The organism is Pseudodesulfovibrio sp. zrk46, assembly GCF_012516435.1.
Lineage (GTDB): Bacteria > Desulfobacterota > Desulfovibrionia > Desulfovibrionales > Desulfovibrionaceae > Pseudodesulfovibrio.
Map to the genome: position 1 here is coordinate 2,471,490 of NZ_CP051216.1, position 19,124 is coordinate 2,490,613.

Sequence of the window (19,124 nt, forward strand, 5' to 3'; positions counted from 1 at the left end):
CTCGATGCACGCGGGCGGTATGTTCACTTACTGGGTCATGGTGTCCAGAATGAAGTCCACGACTTTGCCGCCGTCGACCTTCTTCTTGGCTACTTCCTTTTTGTAGTCTTCCATGACCGGCAGAGCTGCTTCGACCCAGCGGGCCGCTTCGTCCTGGGACAGGGAGACAAACTTGCCGCCCTTTTCCATGAAGAACGCCTTGCCTGCGGCATCGGATTCATCCCATGCCTGACCGTGTTTCACGGCAAATTCCTTGTTGAGCTGGGTGATGATCTTCTGGGTGTCGGCGTCCAGTTCGTTCCACTTGTCCTTGTTCATGACCACGAAGAAGGTGGTGGTGTAGGCAACCGGGAAGGACTCGGTGCCGAACTTGACGACCTCGGCCAGTTTCCAACCCTTGTTGGATTCGACCGGGTGCATGGAGCCGTCAACAACGCCCTTTTGCAGGGACTGGTAACAGGTGGACATGGACTGAGCCACCGGAGTGCCGCCCAGAGCCTTGACCAGCTTGGCAGAGTTGCCGGTGGCGCGGATTTTCTGTCCCTTGAGTTCTTCCAGAGTGGTGACGGGCTTTTCAGTGGTGAAGAGCAGGCCCGGACCGTGGGCGTGGAAGAACAAGGGGTGTACGTCGCGCAGTTCACGCGGCTTGAATTCATCGAATACGGCGTTGGCGACCATGGTTGCCTGTGCGCCAGAGGTGTAGCCCATGGGCAGGTCCACGGCAGCCATGACCGGGAAACGGCCACGGGAGTAGGCCAGTGCGGACATGCCGATGTCGGAGATGCCTTCGGTCACGCCGTCGTAGGTCTGTTTGGCCTTGGTCAGGGTGCCGCCGGGGTAGTAATTGATTTTCACCTTGCCGCCTGTGCGGGCCTCGACTTCTTTGCACCACTCGTCAGCCAGCTTGGACTGAATGTGGGTGGGCGGGAAAAAGTTGGAGTAGCTGAGGGTCACGGTTTCGGCAAAGGCCATGGAGGTCATGCCGGTGAGAACGAGGAGTGTGACGATGAGAGCGGTGATCTTTTTCATGGGTAATCCCCTGGAGTGATATGGTTGCGGCAGTCTCATCCTGCCGGTTTATCCCTGTTTTGTGCCGTTTTTAAGCGCCATGGCTATGGCGTTTTCCCTGACATCCTCAAAGGAGAGGATCTCGGTGCCGAGGGCCGCGTGTATGAGGTAGCCCTCGAACAGCGCGGTATTGAGCGCGCCAATCTTTTCGGGCGGATAGTCGGTCTCAACATGTTCACGCACCATGTCGGCAAAGACCTCATTGGAGAGGCGGTATACCGACTGGTTCATGTGCTGGCGGAGACCTTCGTTGGAGGCGGAGTAGACCGTGAACTCCAGCAGGATGGAGGACCAGTTCTTGTCTTCCACGATGGTGGCGAGAAAGTCCCAGATCACGTTCATGGTCTCTTCGAGATTGGCGGCCTTGGCCATCCTGCCATCTCGGGTGGAGCGGTAGCCTTTCAGCTTGGAGCGTACGATGGCGAGAAAGAGCTCATCCTTACTGTTCCAGTGGCGGTAAAAGCTGCCCTTGGCGTAACCTGCGTGATCCGTGATTTCAGCCACGGATGTTTGGGCAAACCCCTGTGAACCGAAGAGATGAACGGCGGACGCCATCAATTCGTTCATGGTTTGAAGTGATTTTTCCTGTTGTCGTTTCGCCATGTTATGTGCCCTTGAGCGGTTGCTTTCGATAAACAGTCACAAAGTGACTCTTGGACACAAAATGACTCCTAGTCAAAAAGTGACCGATAGTCATTTTGTGAAAGCAACCGCTAGCACGCGGGTATTGGAGTGTCAAGCAAGAGGAAGGAAATTAGAGGGAAGAGAGTGTGCCGCGAGGGCTAGACGATGGCGATGTCGTCTATGTCCAAAGTGGGACCGTCGTCGTCACCAGCGAAGTCCAAGGAGGCATCTGGTGCGTTGGGGTCCTCGTGGGGGTGGATGAATTCGATGTCGGCCAGAAGTTGTTCATCGCCAGCCACGGATGTGTCTGCGTCGTAGTATAGCTTGCAGGTGAACTGGCCAGTGCGCTCCACCACGAAGGCCTCGCCTTCGGTGTCGGCAAGGACGCCACTGTATGGACCTTTCACGCCATGCAAGATGCGGGAACCGAATTCAAAGGTCAGCAGGTCTCCATCTTTCTCAAAGCCGCGAATCTCGTCGCCGCCTTCCATTGCAGATTTGAAATGGAAGATATCACGGCCCTGGTCGCCAACCAGACTGTCGCGCCCCATGCCGCCGTAGAGAAAATCATCACCGTCGCCGCCGGAGAGAAAATCGTCGCCTTCTCCGCCGTGGAGAATGTCGTTGCCGAGGTGCCCGAAGAGGATGTCCCTGCCATGACCGCCGAACAGTGTGTCGTTACCGTTGTCGCCAAAGAGCAGGTCGTTGCCTTCCTGTCCAGCCAAGAAGTCATTGCCGTTGCCACCGAAGAGCAAGTCCATGCCGTTGCCACCGAAGAGCTTGTCGTGGCCATCTTCGCCAAAGAGCTTGTCACTGCCATCGCGGCCGAAAAGTTCGTTGGCCATTTCGTTGCCATGCAGTTCGTCAGCAAAGTCCGAGCCGATAAGGTGATCGATCATTTCCGGATCTGGACCAAACGGACTGGGTGGGGGATGGTGCGGCAGCTCCACGTGAACACCTTCATCGGAATCAGAGTAGTCGAGTGTCTCATCTTCCGGGGGCGGGGTGTCGGATACTTCCATGGGGTCGGCGTTGGTGACATCCGAGGTGAAGCCCAGTTCGTCCAGCGTGGATTCGATCTCTTCCAGCGTCAACTCGATGTACTCCACATCAGCGATCAGAGCGTCGTCCACCAGCGCATCGTCGGAGACGTCATCCACCAGGTCTTCGTCGGAGCCTTCGGAGATGATGATGGCATCATCGGAATCGGTGTACTCGATGATGTAGTCGTCGCCGGTGTCGGCCACCATGAAGCTGTCGCTGTCGTGGTAGACAAGGTTGCCGGTGCCGTCGCCTTCCAGCCAGACGATATTGCCGTTCTCATCTTCCATGTAGATGTCGTCGTAGCCGTCGAAATTCAGGTCTGCGATGATGAAGGTGGAGACGGACACTTCGCTAATGGTCTGGAGCGCCTGCCAGGAGTGGTCTTGACTGGTGACCATGCCGATGTAGCCGGTGTTGGCGTCCAGCGTGATGATCTCGAGAGTGGCGTTGGTCAGATCGAAGTTGCCGATGGCGAGCAGGGCGCTGTCGCCGAGGTTGGGCCATGCCATGACCGTGGTGCCGAAGGTGCCGAGCGCGCCTTGGATGACGACCAGTGAGCGGCTGTCGCGGATCACGATGTCGGTCTGACCGTCCTGATTCACATCCTCAAGAAATATGGTGCGGGGGGTGTCGAGCAGGGTGGAGACGGTTTTGATCTCCCCCTCGGCGTTGTTGTGGAAGATCTTTGCGCCATACGTATGGCCGATGACCATGTCCTGATTGCCGTCGTTGTCCAGGTCGCCAAAAGCCACAGTGGTTGGAGTGATGCCTTTGAATACGCTGGAGGTGAAGGCTTTTTCAGCACTCTGACCAAGGTCGTTGCGTAGCCAGTAATCCGCCTGCCCATTGTTGGGGCTGACAACGATATCCAGATCACCGTCATTGTCCATGTCTTCGAACGTGACCGATGATTCCGACCTGTTCTCCTCTGCGGAGATTTCAGGAATGGAGTTTTGCGGGCCAAACGGGGAATCCGTGGCGCTCTTTTGTGCGACAGTGGTGTCCAGATTACTGAACAACAACTCCTGAGACATAGTTACTTGCCTTGGCGGTTCTGGTGTTAGTCTTATGTAAACACCATAAAGCCGGACTCAAGGAAGTTCAACGGACCTGAGGTAGGTTTTACAATTCTTAATATTTGTCTCGTAGCCCTTGCGGCTAAACGATGATAAAGGCGTCCGGCGTAATTACACCGTCTTCTTCCGTTGTCTCGACTTCGGCGATGACCCATTCATTGCCGGTGGTGGAGGCGTCCTCGTCGTAGTGGAGAATGCCGGAAGCAAACCCGCTGTCTTCCCAGACAAACACCTCGCCTTCAACACCTTCAATGGAGCCGGTGTATTCTTCATCCGTAATGACCAATGAGGCGTCTTCGCCAAAGGCAAAAGCAAAGCAGTCATCTATGGAGAAGTCGGCGATATAGTCTACATCAGTGCTGACTGCAGAATAATAGAAGGTGTCGTGCCCTTCGTTGCCCATGAGGGTGTCTGCCCCATCTCCGCCGTAAATGACGTCGTTTCCTTCTCCGCCGAACAGATAGTCGATTCCGTCATTGCCGGAGAGGGTGTCGTTGCCGCTATTGCCGAAAAGAATATCGCAGCCATTCCCTCCAGAAGCGTAGTCGTCTCCATTGCCACCGTAAAGGACGTCGTCACCTTTGTCGCCATAGATGGAGTCATCACCATTTTCGCCGAAAAGGATGTCTCGGCTGCGTCCACCAGCCACGGTGTCATTACCGCCACCTGCATAGACAAGATCACTGCCGGTGCCTGATAAAATGAAATCATCGCCATTGCCCGTGACCACATAATCATCACCTCCAAGAGTCTTCAGGGAGATGTCGAAATTAAAGAAACGGGCGTTGATGTCGTCAGACCAGTCTGAGGTGGTGAAGAAAAACGCATTAGAAGGGACATCTGGACGTTCTTCTTCAATCTGTTCTGCATCAAAGTGGAGTGAATCCGCCGTCATTAATTCATGAACGGTGTGGTCTGGTCCGCGGTCAAACATTGGCGAAGGAATCATGCCTTTCTGGGCCGGAGTATAATCATCCATCTCAGCTTCGTACTCGTCGTCTGCTGCAGGCATATCCTCTTGCGGAGCTTCCTCGGCGGCTTCGGCGTCTGCGGCTGTATCAGCCTTTTCATCAGTTGCCGAATGAGTATCTGCTGTCTCAGGACTTGTGTTGTCCGAGTCGTACGAATCGTCTGAGGAATCTACGTCGGTTTTCGAGGTGGTGTCGTCGGTGGCGGCTTTGGCAGCGGCTTCGGAAACCGAGGACGAAGATTCGGGAACGCTGGTGCTCGGAATCAGGGAAGTATCGCCGAAGAGGGAATACGTTTTGGTCTCGTTGCCGTCATCCATTACCGTGGTGCCTTGGTTCTGGATGACAAAGCTGCCGCTGTCCGAACCACTGAGGACCACCTGATTGCCGTCCTGATCAAGAATCTGGATGTCATTGACGCCATCCTGATTCAGATCGTTTACGGTCACGGTGTTGCCGGTGATCGAACTGAGCCAGTTGACAGCGGTCCATGATTCTCCTGTGTGGGAGATGACGCCGAGTTTTCCCGTGTCGCGGTTGATGGTCATGATTTCCATGGACGCGTTGGTCAGATCCAGATTGCCCACGCCAATGGAGGGGACGGAGTCGAGGTCGGGCCATGACATGGTGATGGCGCCGAAACTGCCATCCACGTTCTGGTAGAGGGTCAGGCCGCGTTCATCCTGAATCAGGATGTCGGCGTCGCCGTCCTCATTGACATCGGCCACCACGATTGTGCTGGGGCTGGACATGATCGCGCCCACGGTGTGCATGGCCCAGTCGCCATTGTTGAGAAAGTACTTTGCGCCGGAACGGTGGCCGATAACCACATCGTTTGTACCGTCGCCATCGATGTCTCCCACGCCCATGGCCGTGGGGAGGATGTGCTTGAACACTGAGTTGGTAAATACGCCGTGCGCATCGACACCAAATGTGTTTTCGACCCAATATGAAGGACCGTGTGTTGGGGTTACCCGAATATCGAGGTCGCCGTCTCCGTCCTTGTCTTCAAAGGTGACGGGTTGATTCTCACTGACCGTCGGCGAAACAAACAACGGTTGCCCCATGGCTTCGTCATGGTGTTCCGCGCGATCTACAGATTCGGAAACGGTGATATTTTCTGGTAAAAATTTGTCCGCCATCGGTTTCCCTATATCAGATGATCTTCCTCAAGGTTTGACACTGCCGGGCACTATAACCATGGGTTGTCCCAATAGTCAAAGGAATTGGAGAACTGGTACAGTCTCTTGATATAGAAGGTCTTGGAGCGGAGTTACTCCTTCCAATAAGGATGGCTGATATCTTCAAAGGCGGACATGGCGGCAATGGATCCCTCGCCAATGGCGGTGACGATCTGCTGCAATCCTCCAGTGAGATCACCGGCTGCATAGACGCGGGGAACGTTGGTTCGCATGGTGGTGTCCACCTCCACGAATCCGTCTTCCTTGATGGCGACCCCCAGCTGTTTGGCGAGGTCAGTCGCCGCTACCTGACCGATTGCGACAAATGCTCCATCTACCGGCAGATCCGTCATGGAGCCGTCTTTGACGTTACGGAGGCGCAGATTGTTCACACGGCGTTCATCGCCCTGAATCTCCTCGACCACGGTATTCCACAGAATGGGAATCTGTTCGTGTTCAACGGAATCCTGCAGCGGCTTCTGCGCGCGGAACTCGTCGCGGCGGTGAATGATGGTCACGGACACGCCCAGATTCTTGAGGTGCAGGGCATCGGTCAGGGCAGTATTGCCGCCGCCGATGATGGCCACGGACTTGCCTTTGTAGAGGTAGCCGTCGCAGGAAGCGCAGTAGTTGATACCGCGCCCGAAATATCGGGTTTCGCCCGGAGCGCCGAGCTGACGGTAGGCCGCCCCTGTGGTCAGGACGATAGCCTTGGTGTTGTATGTACCACGGTTGGTATTTACCGTGATGAGTTCGCCTGCTTCAAGATCACCCATTTCTATGGAGTCAACGCCTTCGCCCTCATGAACAGGGACATACTCGCGGGCGTGTTCGCTCATGATGTCCATGAGCTGCTTGCCAGGGACCGTGGCGAAGCCGGGATAGTTTTCGACCACCGGGGTGAGGGCCACCTGACCGCCCACGATGTTCTTCTCGAGGACAACGGCCTTGAGGCCTGCGCGCACTGCATAGATGCCCGCTGTCAGTCCAGCAGGACCTGCGCCGATGATGACGAGGTCCACTTCGCCGGGATCAATGGTGCCGTATTGGGAGGGCGTCTTCTTGCCTTCCATGCCGGGCAGACTGCCTTCGGCCAGCAGTTCCTCGGCGTCCTTGAGGTAAACCAGTTCCACCACGAAGCGTTCCTCGGGCATGAGGCCGAGGGCATCGTGTTTCTTGTCATTGAATATGGTGTGCGGCACTGAACCGACGCCGTAGAAATCGGTCAATTCCGGGTTCTCGTTCATTTCAATGCACTCGGCCTTGACCAGACCGGGTTTGGCAATGGCGCATTTGATGGCGTGCATGGTCTGCCCCGGGCAGTATGGGCAGGTGGGACTGACAAAGACTTGGGCCAGTCGCTCTTCTTCCAAGGTGTCGAGGATGGGCACGGACATGTCAGACAGACCGTGCATGCCGAGCGACACCAGCATGATGGACGTGATGAACGCTTTGCCTTCTTCGCCCAGCGGCGCACCAAGGAACCGGATATGGTAGTCGTCCGGGTTGATGCACAGGGTGGGGGAGGCGGTAACGCCCAGCTCGTCGGCCCGGGCTGAGGGAATCTCAAAGCCCTTTACAACGATCTTGTCAGTCAGACGTGCCAGATCCGTACAGAAACTGACCATGTATTTGGAAAATTCGTCGTTGACGCCGGGTTTGGTAAATACCTCCAGTGTCACCGGGTTCTTCAGATCCTTGAAGGTGGTGGTAAGTTGCTTGCGAACGTCTTCGGGCAGGAACCAGTCATTTTCTTGGTCTTTGGCGAACAGTGGAGTCATATCAATCCTCGCTTGATGTCGAATTAGGAATTCTTACCAATAAAGGAAGCTATGCGAAGTGAGAAAAGTCGTCAAGACTAAGATATGGATATTAAGCAATTTCCACTCGGTTGCGACCGAGATCTTTGGCTCGGTACAGAGCTGTGTCTGTGCGACGCATGAGCTCTGAGAGCGTGTCATTGTCATCTTGTATCTGGGAAATTCCGATGCTGACGGTGTAGGAAATAATCTGATCGTCCACCTGCACCTCGGTGGAGGCGAGGGTCTCACGCAGTCGTTCCGCAGAGAGCTTGGCTGCTTCCATATCGGTCTCAGGCAGGATGGCAGAGAACTCTTCCCCGCCCATTCGTGCAAATACGTCGGTGATGCGCAGGGTGTCGAGGGATGTCCGTACAAGGGCCTTGAGCACTTCGTCACCTGCGGGGTGGCCGTATGTGTCGTTGATATCCTTGAAGTTATCTATGTCCAGCGTGAGCATGGTCACGGGAGAGCCGTAACGATGGGAACGGGCGATCTCAGCTCCTGCCCGGTCCATGAAACTGCGGCGGTTGTTGGCCCCTGTGAGCGGGTCAGTGGTGGCCATGCGGCGCAGATCGTCTTCCAATTGGCGAGTGGGCGTTTCATCCCAGTTCACGCCAGTCATAAACCTGTGACCACCGTCTTCTGTTCTCAGTAGCGCGGCAGCCTTGATGTGGCGTATCTGACCATCCGGCCAGATGATGCGGAAGTCGTATTCGAAAGGCTTGCCGTGTTCCAACGCATCCTCGAGTCGCCTTTCGGTTTCGTCTCTGTCGTCTGGGTGGACGCGGCTCGTCCATTCCTCAAATGTGCCGTTTAGCTGTTCTCTGGTTACGTCGTATATTTCCAGCATCATGTCGTCCCAGAGAAGTCGGCCTGACTCGACATCCCACTCCCAGATGCCGATCTTGCCTGCATCGGTGGCGAGGGAAAGACGGTCGGCAAACCGCTTGAGAGCCTGTTGGTTGCGCTTTTGATCGGTGATGTTGCGCTCATTGGTTGCCACATAGTTGGTGGAGCCGTTTTTATCCTCTACAGGGTGATAGGTAGCTGAGAGATACTGTGGTGGTAGCCCCGGAATCTCAAGCAGGTTTTCCCGTCGTAGAGTTTCCCCCTGAAAGGCCTTGTCGAGGGCCGGTTTAACCCGGTTTACGAAGAATTCATGACCAATTACTTCCGGCATGTAGCGCCCTTCGATTTCTTCCCGATCCTTCCCGAACATGTTCAGGTATGCATTGTTGACCATGCGGTAGTGGTAGTTTCGATCCACCAGTGAAATAAGGTCGGGTGAGGATTCGATGATACGTTCATAGCGTTGCAGGGTATCCTCGGCCAGCTTGCGGTCGGTGATGTCGTGAATGATGGAGTAGAGTATTGTCCTGCCATCCACCTTAACGGGACCGCTGAACACCTCGACGTTGCGTATCTCTCCGTTGGCAAGGCGATGGCAAAACTCGAAGTGGTCGCGCTTTTCTTTCTCGGCACAGCGCATTTCTGCCTTCACTTCTTCCGGGGACATCGTATTGATTTGTTGGATATTCATCTCCAGAAGAGATTTAGCCGAGTATCCGTAATACGACATGGCCGCGGCGTTGGCATCCACGATGTTCCCGGTCTTGGGCTCAATGACGAGCATTACGGCATGGTTGTTCTCGAACAGCGCACGAAAACGGGCCTCGCTTTGACGCAGGGCCTCCTGTGCTTCCTCTCGTTCCAGGTCGCGTTTGATAAGCTTGCTGTTGAGGTCGGCAAGGCGATTGTATGCCTCCTCCAGTTCCGCTGTGCGCTCACTGACGAAGTGTTTGCAGATGTGTTCTTCTTTGCCGTTGCTCATGGGACGGTGCCCTCCGGGGACTTCTCTCTTTATGTCCTCTCGCTTGTTGCGGCAACAGGGTCAATTATAATGAATCAATCGTACTGGATGGTATCGAGGTTCACACCGGTGGTTTCAATGCGGAATAGCCAGGTGATGGCCGCGCCGATCAGAGAGGTTCCCACCAATATGTAGAGGATTGTCTGGGTTCCCAAATCGGCCAGGAGTACCGGGAATAAAAAGGCGGTGGTGGCCGCGCCGATCTTGGCAATGGAAGCTGCGATGCCGGAGCCGAGTCCTCGAATGTGGGTGGGGAAGACCTCGCCCGCAATGAGATAGGTCATGGCGTTGGGACCGAGGTTGGTCATGAAACTGAACAGCATGAACCCTGAGAAGAGGAAAAAGGTGCTGGATGGTCCAGTGTGCTCAAGGGAGAAGGAAGCAAGGAGCAACCCGGCGGCGCACCCGATGAAACCAATGATCTGGAGCTTGATGCGCCCCAGTCGATCAGCCATGAGCACGGCACCCATGATACCCACCAGCAGGAGGATATCGATGAAGGCTGCCCCCTCGGCAGCCAGCATGTCGTTATGGATAAGGGAGGCCACGTTATGGGCGTGTTCCGATTGCGCTCCAATGACCGAGGCCAGAATTGTGGGTGTGAATATGCCAATGCCATAGGTGCCGAGGTCCTGCAGGAACCATGGGACCGCAGCAAGGATGGTTGCTCTTCGATATTTGCGTGAGAAGAGGGAAAGAACGCCTGATTTTTCACAGCCATTGTCCTTCGCGCATGTCTCTTCGAGTTTGACTTTCGGCGGGTAGGGAGGTTCCCGACGCAGCAGTCGCTCAACCTCTATCTCCGCTTCCCTGACGCGCCCCTTGGAGGCGAGCCACGGTGCAGAATCTGTGATGGAAAAGCGTGCAAGGACAACGAGGATGGCAGGGATAACAGCGGTGGCGTACATCCATCGCCAGGCAGACAGGTCGGCGTTGTTCGCCAAGATGATATAGCCGATGCCCGTGCCGCACAATGCACCTATGGCCTGAAATCCGAATGCTCCCAAAACCAGCTTGCCCCGGTTGGCGCTGGGTATGGATTCCGAGATAACCATGTGTGCGGTCGGGTAGTCGCAGCCCAGTGAGAGGCCTACGCCGAACAGGGCCGCCAGCAGGAAGGCGTAGCTGGTGCTGGCGACTAGCAGGACCAGACACAGGGCGAACAGAACCATCTCCAGAATGAACATGAACTTGCGGCCAAGGTGATCGGCCAAACCGCCCAGTGCTGTTGCGCCGATGAGGATGCCGATCAGTGGCATGGCGCTCACCGCGCCTTTTTCCATGGGAGTCAGGCCAAATTCCTGAACGATGAGGGGCAGGGCAACACCGGTCATGAAGACGACAAGGCCTTCGAAGAGCTTGCCTGCCGAGGCCAGTGTGCAGATACGCCACTGCATGCCGGTCATTGGCGTTGCCGGGGCAGGGGTGCCGTCCTGCCAGTACGGGGTCTCGTCGATGTATTCCTGTACTGTTTTCCGCTTTGTCGTCATGTCCTCTTGGTCCCCCGCAAGTCATTCATGAGTAAGAAACGTAAGGGTAGATAATTAACTATCTCTCTCAGAATGGCAGAACGGTCAAGGAATGATGAAAACTGTAAAGTGTCACTTTCCTGTAACACGGTGAGTCGCTGGAAGGAGTAAAGGTTCGGCAGTGTGGATTGCACCCAAACCGATCTTAACAGGAGTTCGCGATATGGAAGCCCAGATAGATAAACAGTATGCACCCAGCAACCAGATCAACGAGGAGCGTCATTGTTCTGTATGCTTTTCCCTGATTGAAGACCCCGAATGCCTATCCACCCTTGAAGGGCGCTGCTACTGCAAGCGCTGTCAGGCCACCTTTAAAACGAGTGAGAAGGCTCGCAATTCCCGTGTCGCTTAGGCGCGGGATTCTTCTGGGACAAGAAGCCTTTTAGGGCGGATAAGGCGCAGGTTCGGGAAGATGATTCCTGCGATAATCAAAGCCATGCCGCAGACCTGAATGGCATCCACCGATTCGTTCAGCAGTAGGGCGGCCAGGAGTACCGTGGTCACGGGTTCGATAGTGGAAAACATGGCCGCGTACGTGCTGCCGATCACTTCAATCGCGCGATAGAGAAGGCTGATGGCCAGGGCCGTCGGGAGTATCCCCAAGCCCAGTGCAATGAGCCAGCCCTTTAATGGTTGGTCCAGAATAGTCAGCGGTGATGAAATGCAACTGCAGACGACAGCCATGAAGAAGACAACCCACAGGGAAATCCGTTTGGCTTCGTCGTTGCGGGTGAATCGTTGTACGACTGTCAGGTAGACCGAGAAAGTTGTCATGCATGCCAAGGCATACCAGATTCCTCGTATATCCACTGACCGGGCAAAGGCGTTGTAGAAGACCAGCCCGCATCCTCCCAATATCAGTAGTAATGAAAGATACAATGTCCGCCCTGGTTTGAGGCCGGTAAAGACCACGGCCAGCAGCGTGGTCATGAGTGGATACAGGTAGTAGATCAGTGAGGTGGTGGAGGCCGGCATGTGTTGCAGGGCCTTGATGAATAGCCAGGACTGGAGCGGGTATATGCACATGCCCAGCACAGCAGCCTTGAGCAGCGCCTTGCGGGATATGCGCAACATGTCCCGGTTCGTCAGCGCAAACCAGCTGAAGAGTATGATCGCGCCAAAGGAAAAACGGTATTGGACGATCTGCATCGGCGCCATTCCCATGGATAGGCCGGTCTTGGCAAAGATGGCTAGCGAACCGAGGCAGATGGCTGAAATGATGGAATAGGCGATTCCTTTGCCCATGGTGTCCTTCGTATGGGGTAATACCCTGTGAGGGTTAGTCGCCGAGACGGGCGTTGTAGACGAAATTCTGGGACGCCGCGAATTCCTTGTATGCTGCGATGGCTTTGTCGCGCAGCACATCCTCGGTCAGGCTGATGCCGCGCCGGGCCAACTCTCCACGCCAATCTTCGGCCACTGGACCCTCGTCGAATCCGGTGATCTGCTCCAACTCGGGGCCATCGCCTGCAATGACCAGCGAACGTACGCCGGACCACAGCACCGCACCAAAGCACATGGCGCAGGGGCGCCAGTTCACCACCAGCTCATGGGCGGGCAATCCTTCGCCGCCCAGATCGTATACATTGAGCATCTTCTGCGCCATGGACAGGGCCATGATTTCAGCGTGGGCTGACGAGCAATTGTAGTGCATGACACGGTTCACGCCGATGGTGACGAGCCGCCCGGAGTCGCGCTCGAAAACACCTGCCGCAAATGGACCACCAGTTTTGTTCAGAAAATTCTGACGAGAGAATTCGATGACCGCAGCCATGCGTTCTTCAGGTGTTTCCAGATGTGTCGGCAGATCTTTCAGTGCCTGTTCCGCCCATTCGGGCATGCTCAGAGAGATGGAAAGATTGTCGCGGGTGAATTGTGTCATGAGTATCGCCTCCGTGCGACAAAACATGCGCTTCCCCACGACGAGGGTCAATGGAAAAATGTAAGAATTGTGGGCTCGAGTGAGTAGAGGGAAGAAGCCCAGAAAATATCCATGTAGACGGGGCGTTGGGATACAGGTCTTCTGTTTGTTTCCGGTTTGATCAGATTTGTTGTGGTGTAGATAACCTGCTGTCTTTTTGTGGTTTTGCGTGGGTGTCGTGCCGAGTTGTATTGACGTCGTGTCCAGAAAAGGTGGATTTGTTGAGAGTGCTTCTTTTCTCTCTTCATAACTAATTGTAATTACAGTCTAGGCATGGTGGTTGCTTAGTCTTGAGTTCATGATTGCATGATGAAGGGCCGATTAACGAATTACCAACGAGCAACATACATGAAATTTCGCATTTTGCTTCTGACCTGCGTCTCCGTGTTAATATTTGGATCGAACGCTTTTGCCATGTTTGCGGATAATGTGGAGTGGACAATGGGTACCAACCTTTCTGCCACTTCTTCCCGTGCCAATATTGAAAATGCGTTGGGCAGTTTCAGTGATGCTGCTTATAACCCAGCATACAGTGATATCGATTTCCTGAGCTTGGGGCTCGGCGGTAAAGCCATCTTTTCCTTTGGTGATAGTTCCTTCACCGGAAAGGTTTCCATCTACGAAACCACTTGGGGAAGGCCCAATAATTACGATGAATACGCGGCCGTTTACGTCAGTACTGACAAAGTAAACTGGGATCCGATTCCAGAAGTACTGTTCAATCAGGATATTGATGAAGCGGGTGCTCTTACATTCGATGTCAAAGGTGTCTTTAAGTACCTGATGGTTGAGGATATCACTGTAAGCCAAGGTGGCGTAGCCGGCGACGGCTTCGATATCAACGCCGTTTCTGTGAGCCCGACTCCGATTCCCGGTGCCGCCTTGCTACTTGGGTCCGGTTTGATCGGCCTTGTCGGCATTCGCAGACGAATCAAGGCGTAGAACAACATTACGCGAAAGTATTGAAGGCCTCCCGCTGGTTATCCGGCGGGAGGCTTTCTGTTTGTTTGGTGTATCTGTGGTTGCTTTCTTTCAGATCTCTGTGGGAAGTTTATTTGAAAGAATCAAAAACAGTTTTTTGAATTAAGTCGCGATAATTCTACCACTTAAGTTGTATTTGCCTCTGCTTCTGATTCAGCATGATCTATGTATTGATGGATGGCTGAGAATAAAGAGAAATTAAGTTGACAAATTGGTTGATCCATCATTATGCGATGAAAACGATTTTCAATTTCACCAAAAGAGAGGTTGTTATGTGCGCAGCGTTAGTGGGTGATCTGCAGTGGCTGATGGAGTCGTGCGAGCTGGGTGAAGACATGAAAAATCATCAACTGAAGTGCCTGACTGGGAAAGAGGATGACCTCAATGATTTCGTATCCACCTCGGATGTGGTGGTCATGATGACTGATCAGGTGCCTCATGCCGTTCGAAGACGGGTGCTCTCCGTGGCTTCGGTCAATAGCGTGCCGGTCTATATGCGTCATTCGTGCGGTGCTCTGTTGCTGGAATCCTGCCTGCACCACGCAGCCGCTTAATGGGTGGGGGAGAGAGAATGATCCAGATTCAACCGAGGACCGAAGCGTCCAAATCAGTGTCCCGGCTTCTCAATACGATCGAACGAAGAGTTCGCCGGGAAATGCGTCGGATGGTGTCAGTGGCTTGCGGAGCTACGTTGCTGATGGTTGCCATCAATATCGTGATCATCATGCATATGGTCTCTTAATCTAAACGAAAGCGAGTTCGCTTTTGAGTTCGGAAATGGTTTCAGAAGTTTTCCAGAAAGAAGCAGATACCCTTGAGTTGGCCCAGGAAGCCCTGGCCAACTCGGTGGGTATGGATGCGCACTCCGATAAGGCGTTTCGGGCATTGGTCAAAGGCTATGCCCGGCTCCTTCGTCAGAGTCGTCGCATGGTGACCATGGGCGATCGGATTCAACAGGCGCTCAACGATTTGAATCGTGAGATTGCCGCCAGTGAATCCAAGTATCGTGGCGTGTTTGAGAACGTGAACGAAGGGATCTACCGGTGCGCTCCGGATGGAACCTTTGTCGAGGTCAACCCGGCCATGGCAGTCATGTTTGGTTTTACGGACGGTGAGGCATTCATGGCTACGGTTCAGAATATCAAAGAGCTGTTTTGCTCTCACTCAGACTATGAGCGCTATCAGGAATTGCTTGGCTCAGAAGGCGTCCATCGTCATGAAGTCAAGGCGTGCGGTCCCGGTGAGGTGACCCTCTGGGCCGAAATCAGCGCCAGCGTGTTGCATGATGAGGAGGATCAGACATGCACCGGCGTGGTCGGTGTTTTGGCCGACGTAACCGAGCGCAAGCAAATGCTGGAAGAGATGTGCCGTTTGGCCCGCACCGACAGCCTGACCAGCTTGTGGAATCGCGGTTACTTCATGGAACTGGCAAACAGGGAAGTGGCCCGTTGTCTCCGCAGCGGCGCTCCGCTGTCGCTATTGATTGTCGACGTGGATTATTTCAAGGCAGTCAATGACACCTACGGTCACGATGTTGGGGATCAGGCGTTGATCTCCCTCGCCAAGACGCTCCGTACTTCGGTGCGCGAGGTGGATGTCGTGGGCCGACACGGCGGAGAGGAGTTCGTCGTGTTGCTGCCGGATGCCAATCAGGAAGAGGCGGCTGTGGTTTCCGAGCGCATTGCCGAAGCAGTCCGCAGGAACATCGTTGAGTGCAACGACCTCAAGGTGCCGCTGACGGTGAGTATCGGCATGGCCTCCCTGCAGCGGGGTGATGACTTGGATTCCATCCTCAAGTTTGCCGACATCGCCTTGTACGCCGCCAAAAAGAAGGGGCGCGACCGGGTTGAGGTCTATCAGCGAAAGCCGCAAGCCTGCGACTTGAAAGGGTGCCCCAAGCAGTTGCTCAGCATTTCCGGAGGCGGTCGATGAACGTCCTGACCAATATGGGCCACGCCATGCTCAACTGGAGTGTGGAGCGGAAAATGACCCTCATGCTGTTTATCTGCATCGTGGTCTTCCCACTCGTCGCATTCATCCTCCTCCAGTCCCGGGGAGTCGGAACGGCAACGAATTTTCTGATCGGTTTGATCGTGGCATCGATCATTCTGCTGGTGCCATTTTCCAAATGGATGAGCCATATTGTTGCGCTGCGTCCGATCAAGGAACTCAATGACCAGTGCCGTCTTCTCAAAGAAGGCAATTATTCGCAGGTTGATCTGCCGCCCGTAGGTGGTGAAGGCTACGATTTTCTGACCTTGAAGCGGAATATGCACTGGATGGGACACACCATCGCTACCCGCGAGCTCAAGTTGCAGACGGCCATGGCCGACCTGGCCACGGCGCAGCGGCATATCGGTGAAAGCCTCGATTACGCCCGGCTCATCCAGACCTCGTTTCTGCCCAAGAAGGTCGATCTTTACGATTATATCCCCAACCATTTTCTCCTCTGGGAGCAGCGGGACGCTGTTGGCGGTGACGCCTACTGGCTCAAGGCAACGGAGAGCGGGTTTTTCGTGGGGGTCATCGACTGCACCGGACATGGTGTTCCGGGCGCGTTCATGACGCTCATCGTGACATCGTTGCTCGACAAGGCCACGGCAGACGGAACCACCAGTCCCGCCAAAGTTCTTGGCCGTATGAATCGTTTGATCAAAGACGCTCTTGGCCAGAACAATAGAGACTCCCAGTCGGACGACGGTATGGATTGCGCGCTGTGCCATGTGTCTTCGGACAGGAGAAGTCTTGTTTTCGCCGGGGCCAATTCGCCGCTCTATGTGGTGGGTACTGACGGTGCCAGGCGTCTCAAGGGCGACCGGTGCGGGCTCGGCTATGTTCGGTCCGAGCGCGAGTTCGACTTCACTGATGTCCCGGTGGAAATGGCACAGGGAGACAGGGTCTACCTCATTTCCGACGGAATCGTGGATCAGGTTGGCGGTCAGCGGGATTTCCCGTTCGGGAGAAAGCGTTTCGTGAAATTTATTGAGGAACACCGTGGTGGTCCCATCGAAGAACAGGGCGCACAGCTGATGCAGGAGTTCAAGGAATTCCAAGGCCAGCAGAAGCGTCGGGATGATGTGACTGTCATTGGGTTTGAATTGTAAGGAATGCGAGAAATGAAAATGAGTTTGTTCAAATATTACGATGAAATGCAGAGGGAAGGTGTGATTCTTTACTTCAACGGCCCGGTATCGCAACCGGTGGTGGAATCCATTGCCGAATTGATGCGAACGAAAATGCGCGCCGAAGAGGCCAAGATGGGGTCGGTACAGCGGGTCTTTGCCGTCTTGGTGGAGCAGATGCAGAACATCGTCCGCTACTCCTCCGAGCGTCACATGGACAGCCCGAAGTTTCAGGGTGAGATGGCCCACGGCCAGGTAGTCGTAGGCCGTGAGGAGGACGGACGCTTCTTCGTTGCCTGCGGAAACAGGATCCTGGCTGAAGACAGCGGCGGGCTGGCCGAGCAGATTGACCTGTTGCAGAGCATGAATCGTGATGAACTCAAGGCATACTACAAGGAGCGCCGCAAAGCTCCGGATTGCGCCACGCACAAGGGGGCAGGGCTCGGATTTGTCGAGATGGCCCGCAAGGCTGCTCAGCCCCTTGCCTACGATATTGTACCGATGGGCGGCGGCACTTCGTTTTTTTCCATGAAAGTGGTGACCCAGTAGGAGGAACCATGACCAAATATAGCGTTCAGGCGACCACCTCGTCGCCGTATATCAACTTTGACCCCGATTCCAAATCCTTTGAAATCAAGGGCGAATCCTATCCCGAAAATTGCTGGGCCTTCTACAGCCCCATGTTTGACTGGCTGAAGAGCTACTTTTCTTCCATCAACGGTTCGCCTGTGGAGATCGACATGGAGATCGTCTACTTCAATTCTTCTTCTTCCAAGACCTTCATGGACTTTTTCGAGATGCTCGATGATCAGGCCGAGCTCGGCAAGAATATCGTGGTCAACTGGCGTTACCACGAGGAAAACGAGTCGGCCATGGAGTGCGGCGAAGAGTTCATGGAAGACGTGGAACGTATCAAATTCAATCTCGTGGAATTCACGGACTAGGGGGCTATAAGTGAATGCAAAACAAATCAAATCGTCCCTCAGGACCCTCGTTTCTTTGCAACAACCCGTATTCATCTGGGGCGCGCCGGGAGTGGGAAAGAGCCAGGTGGTGGCGCAAGTGGCTGACGAAATGGGGCTCCAACTAACGGACATTCGTGCCGTGCTGCTGGACCCGGTGGATCTCCGAGGCCTGCCGTCCGTGAAAGAGGACGTGGCCCACTGGTGCCCGCCATCATTTCTCCCCTCGGATGGGGAGGGCGTCCTGTTCCTTGATGAACTCAACGCCGCACCGCCCTTGGTGCAAGCCGCCTGCTACCAATTGGTGCTGGACCGCCGGGTGGGAGAGTATGTCCTTCCTGACGGGTGGACCGTGGTGGCTGCCGGTAACCGGGAAACGGATCGCGCCGTGACCCACCGCATGCCGTCTGCATTGGCCAATCGTTTCGTACATCTTGATTTTTCCGTCGAAGTCGACACATGGCTGGAGTGGGCTGAAGACGCCGGACTCTGCGAGGAAGTGCTCGCGTTCATCCGGTTCCGCCCCAAGCTGTTGCATGACTTTGACCCCAAAAAGAATGAGAAGGCGTTCCCTTCGCCAAGATCATGGGAGTTCGCCGCTCGTATACTGGCCTCGACCCCGGACCCGGAAGTAGAACTGAGTCTGTTAAAGGGGACGGTCGGTCCTGGCGTGGCGGCGGAGTTTGCCGGGTTCTCTCGGATGTTCAGGCAATTGCCCGATCCAGATGCTGTCATCAACCAACCTTCTACTGCATCAATACCCGAGGAACCCGCGACCTTGTACGCGTTGTGCGAGGCCCTGGCGAAAAGAGCCGGGGAGGAAACGGCGGAGAATATAGTCACGTACGCATCGAGACTACCCTCTGAGTTTGGCGTCCTCTTAGTACGAGATGCCGTGAAAAACCATCGAGGCGTCGTCGAAACCCCGGCCTTTTCGCATTGGACCGCCGCCAACGCGGACGTGCTCCTGTAGGTG

At 54.9% G+C, this 19,124-nt stretch carries 17 protein-coding genes; 8 read left to right on the top strand and 9 right to left on the bottom strand.

Features of this window, described 5'->3' with window-relative positions; genetic code table 11:
• Positions 1-27 precede the first annotated feature (27 nt).
• The 7 genes from HFN16_RS11145 to HFN16_RS11175 form a co-directional block, all read right to left on the bottom strand.
• A complete protein-coding gene (locus HFN16_RS11145) occupies positions 28-1,029 on the bottom strand; it encodes a TRAP transporter substrate-binding protein (protein WP_168890823.1) in 1,002 nt (333 codons plus the stop codon).
• A 48-nt stretch (positions 1,030-1,077) separates the two neighbouring features.
• On the bottom strand, positions 1,078-1,671 hold the full coding sequence (locus tag HFN16_RS11150) for a TetR/AcrR family transcriptional regulator (RefSeq protein WP_168890824.1): 594 nt from the start codon (positions 1,669-1,671) through the stop codon (positions 1,078-1,080).
• Positions 1,672-1,850: 179 nt separating this feature from the next.
• On the bottom strand, positions 1,851-3,770 hold the full coding sequence (locus HFN16_RS11155; RefSeq protein WP_168890825.1) for an FG-GAP-like repeat-containing protein: 1,920 nt from the start codon (positions 3,768-3,770) through the stop codon (positions 1,851-1,853).
• Positions 3,771-3,894: 124 nt separating this feature from the next.
• A complete protein-coding gene (locus HFN16_RS11160; RefSeq protein ID WP_168890826.1) occupies positions 3,895-5,922 on the bottom strand; it encodes an FG-GAP-like repeat-containing protein in 2,028 nt (675 codons plus the stop codon).
• A 131-nt stretch (positions 5,923-6,053) separates the two neighbouring features.
• Complete coding sequence (locus tag HFN16_RS11165) at positions 6,054-7,742, bottom strand: FAD-dependent oxidoreductase (protein WP_168890827.1); 1,689 nt, start codon at positions 7,740-7,742, stop codon at positions 6,054-6,056.
• A gap of 91 nt (positions 7,743-7,833) precedes the next feature.
• Entirely contained in the window at positions 7,834-9,594 is a 1,761-nt protein-coding gene (locus tag HFN16_RS11170) for a diguanylate cyclase (protein ID WP_168890828.1), read from the bottom strand.
• 74 nt (positions 9,595-9,668) lie between these two features.
• On the bottom strand, positions 9,669-11,123 hold the full coding sequence (locus tag HFN16_RS11175; protein ID WP_210772189.1) for an MFS transporter: 1,455 nt from the start codon (positions 11,121-11,123) through the stop codon (positions 9,669-9,671).
• A 202-nt stretch (positions 11,124-11,325) separates the two neighbouring features.
• Between HFN16_RS11175 and HFN16_RS11180 the strand changes: the two genes are divergently transcribed.
• The gene (locus HFN16_RS11180; protein WP_168890829.1) at positions 11,326-11,514 is read left to right on the top strand and encodes a hypothetical protein; all 189 of its coding nucleotides are present in this window, start codon (positions 11,326-11,328) and stop codon (positions 11,512-11,514) included.
• Here HFN16_RS11180 and HFN16_RS11185 read toward each other — a convergent pair.
• Positions 11,511-12,407 (bottom strand): DMT family transporter, encoded by an 897-nt coding sequence (locus HFN16_RS11185; RefSeq protein WP_168890830.1) that lies wholly within the window; start codon positions 12,405-12,407, stop codon positions 11,511-11,513. The genes HFN16_RS11180 and HFN16_RS11185 overlap by 4 nt on opposite strands.
• 34 nt (positions 12,408-12,441) lie before the next feature.
• Positions 12,442-13,044, bottom strand: a complete 603-nt coding sequence (locus HFN16_RS11190) for a nucleoside deaminase (protein ID WP_168890831.1) — start codon at positions 13,042-13,044, stop codon at positions 12,442-12,444.
• A gap of 387 nt (positions 13,045-13,431) precedes the next feature.
• On the opposite strand from HFN16_RS11190, the gene HFN16_RS11195 reads away from it, so the two are divergent.
• The 7 genes from HFN16_RS11195 (at position 13,432) to HFN16_RS11225 (ending at position 19,121) form a co-directional block, all read left to right on the top strand.
• Complete coding sequence (locus tag HFN16_RS11195) at positions 13,432-14,025, top strand: hypothetical protein (RefSeq protein ID WP_168890832.1); 594 nt, start codon at positions 13,432-13,434, stop codon at positions 14,023-14,025.
• A gap of 311 nt (positions 14,026-14,336) precedes the next feature.
• Positions 14,337-14,618, top strand: a complete 282-nt coding sequence (locus tag HFN16_RS11200) for a DUF2325 domain-containing protein (protein ID WP_168890833.1) — start codon at positions 14,337-14,339, stop codon at positions 14,616-14,618.
• 223 nt (positions 14,619-14,841) lie between these two features.
• Complete coding sequence (locus HFN16_RS11205; protein ID WP_168890834.1) at positions 14,842-15,996, top strand: sensor domain-containing diguanylate cyclase; 1,155 nt, start codon at positions 14,842-14,844, stop codon at positions 15,994-15,996.
• Positions 15,993-17,168, top strand: a complete 1,176-nt coding sequence (locus HFN16_RS11210) for a SpoIIE family protein phosphatase (RefSeq protein ID WP_168890835.1) — start codon at positions 15,993-15,995, stop codon at positions 17,166-17,168. Before HFN16_RS11205 ends, HFN16_RS11210 begins: the two co-directional genes overlap by 4 nt.
• 18 nt (positions 17,169-17,186) lie before the next feature.
• Entirely contained in the window at positions 17,187-17,735 is a 549-nt protein-coding gene (locus HFN16_RS11215; RefSeq protein WP_247648317.1) for a SiaB family protein kinase, read from the top strand.
• Positions 17,736-17,743: 8 nt separating this feature from the next.
• Positions 17,744-18,130 (top strand): DUF1987 domain-containing protein, encoded by a 387-nt coding sequence (locus tag HFN16_RS11220; protein WP_168890837.1) that lies wholly within the window; start codon positions 17,744-17,746, stop codon positions 18,128-18,130.
• A 10-nt stretch (positions 18,131-18,140) separates the two neighbouring features.
• The gene (locus HFN16_RS11225) at positions 18,141-19,121 is read left to right on the top strand and encodes a MoxR family ATPase (RefSeq protein WP_168890838.1); all 981 of its coding nucleotides are present in this window, start codon (positions 18,141-18,143) and stop codon (positions 19,119-19,121) included.
• Positions 19,122-19,124 lie beyond the last annotated feature (3 nt).

Coding starts and splice junctions, on each gene's coding strand:
- HFN16_RS11145 (WP_168890823.1), bottom strand. CDS start 1,029: ATGAAAAAGATCACCGCTCTCATCGTCACACTCCTCGTTCTCACCGGC.
- HFN16_RS11150 (WP_168890824.1), bottom strand. CDS start 1,671: ATGGCGAAACGACAACAGGAAAAATCACTTCAAACCATGAACGAATTG.
- HFN16_RS11155 (WP_168890825.1), bottom strand. CDS start 3,770: ATGTCTCAGGAGTTGTTGTTCAGTAATCTGGACACCACTGTCGCACAA.
- HFN16_RS11160 (WP_168890826.1), bottom strand. CDS start 5,922: ATGGCGGACAAATTTTTACCAGAAAATATCACCGTTTCCGAATCTGTA.
- HFN16_RS11165 (WP_168890827.1), bottom strand. CDS start 7,742: ATGACTCCACTGTTCGCCAAAGACCAAGAAAATGACTGGTTCCTGCCC.
- HFN16_RS11170 (WP_168890828.1), bottom strand. CDS start 9,594: ATGAGCAACGGCAAAGAAGAACACATCTGCAAACACTTCGTCAGTGAG.
- HFN16_RS11175 (WP_210772189.1), bottom strand. CDS start 11,123: ATGACGACAAAGCGGAAAACAGTACAGGAATACATCGACGAGACCCCG.
- HFN16_RS11180 (WP_168890829.1), top strand. CDS start 11,326: ATGGAAGCCCAGATAGATAAACAGTATGCACCCAGCAACCAGATCAAC.
- HFN16_RS11185 (WP_168890830.1), bottom strand. CDS start 12,407: ATGGGCAAAGGAATCGCCTATTCCATCATTTCAGCCATCTGCCTCGGT.
- HFN16_RS11190 (WP_168890831.1), bottom strand. CDS start 13,044: ATGACACAATTCACCCGCGACAATCTTTCCATCTCTCTGAGCATGCCC.
- HFN16_RS11195 (WP_168890832.1), top strand. CDS start 13,432: ATGAAATTTCGCATTTTGCTTCTGACCTGCGTCTCCGTGTTAATATTT.
- HFN16_RS11200 (WP_168890833.1), top strand. CDS start 14,337: ATGTGCGCAGCGTTAGTGGGTGATCTGCAGTGGCTGATGGAGTCGTGC.
- HFN16_RS11205 (WP_168890834.1), top strand. CDS start 14,842: ATGGTTTCAGAAGTTTTCCAGAAAGAAGCAGATACCCTTGAGTTGGCC.
- HFN16_RS11210 (WP_168890835.1), top strand. CDS start 15,993: ATGAACGTCCTGACCAATATGGGCCACGCCATGCTCAACTGGAGTGTG.
- HFN16_RS11215 (WP_247648317.1), top strand. CDS start 17,187: ATGAGTTTGTTCAAATATTACGATGAAATGCAGAGGGAAGGTGTGATT.
- HFN16_RS11220 (WP_168890837.1), top strand. CDS start 17,744: ATGACCAAATATAGCGTTCAGGCGACCACCTCGTCGCCGTATATCAAC.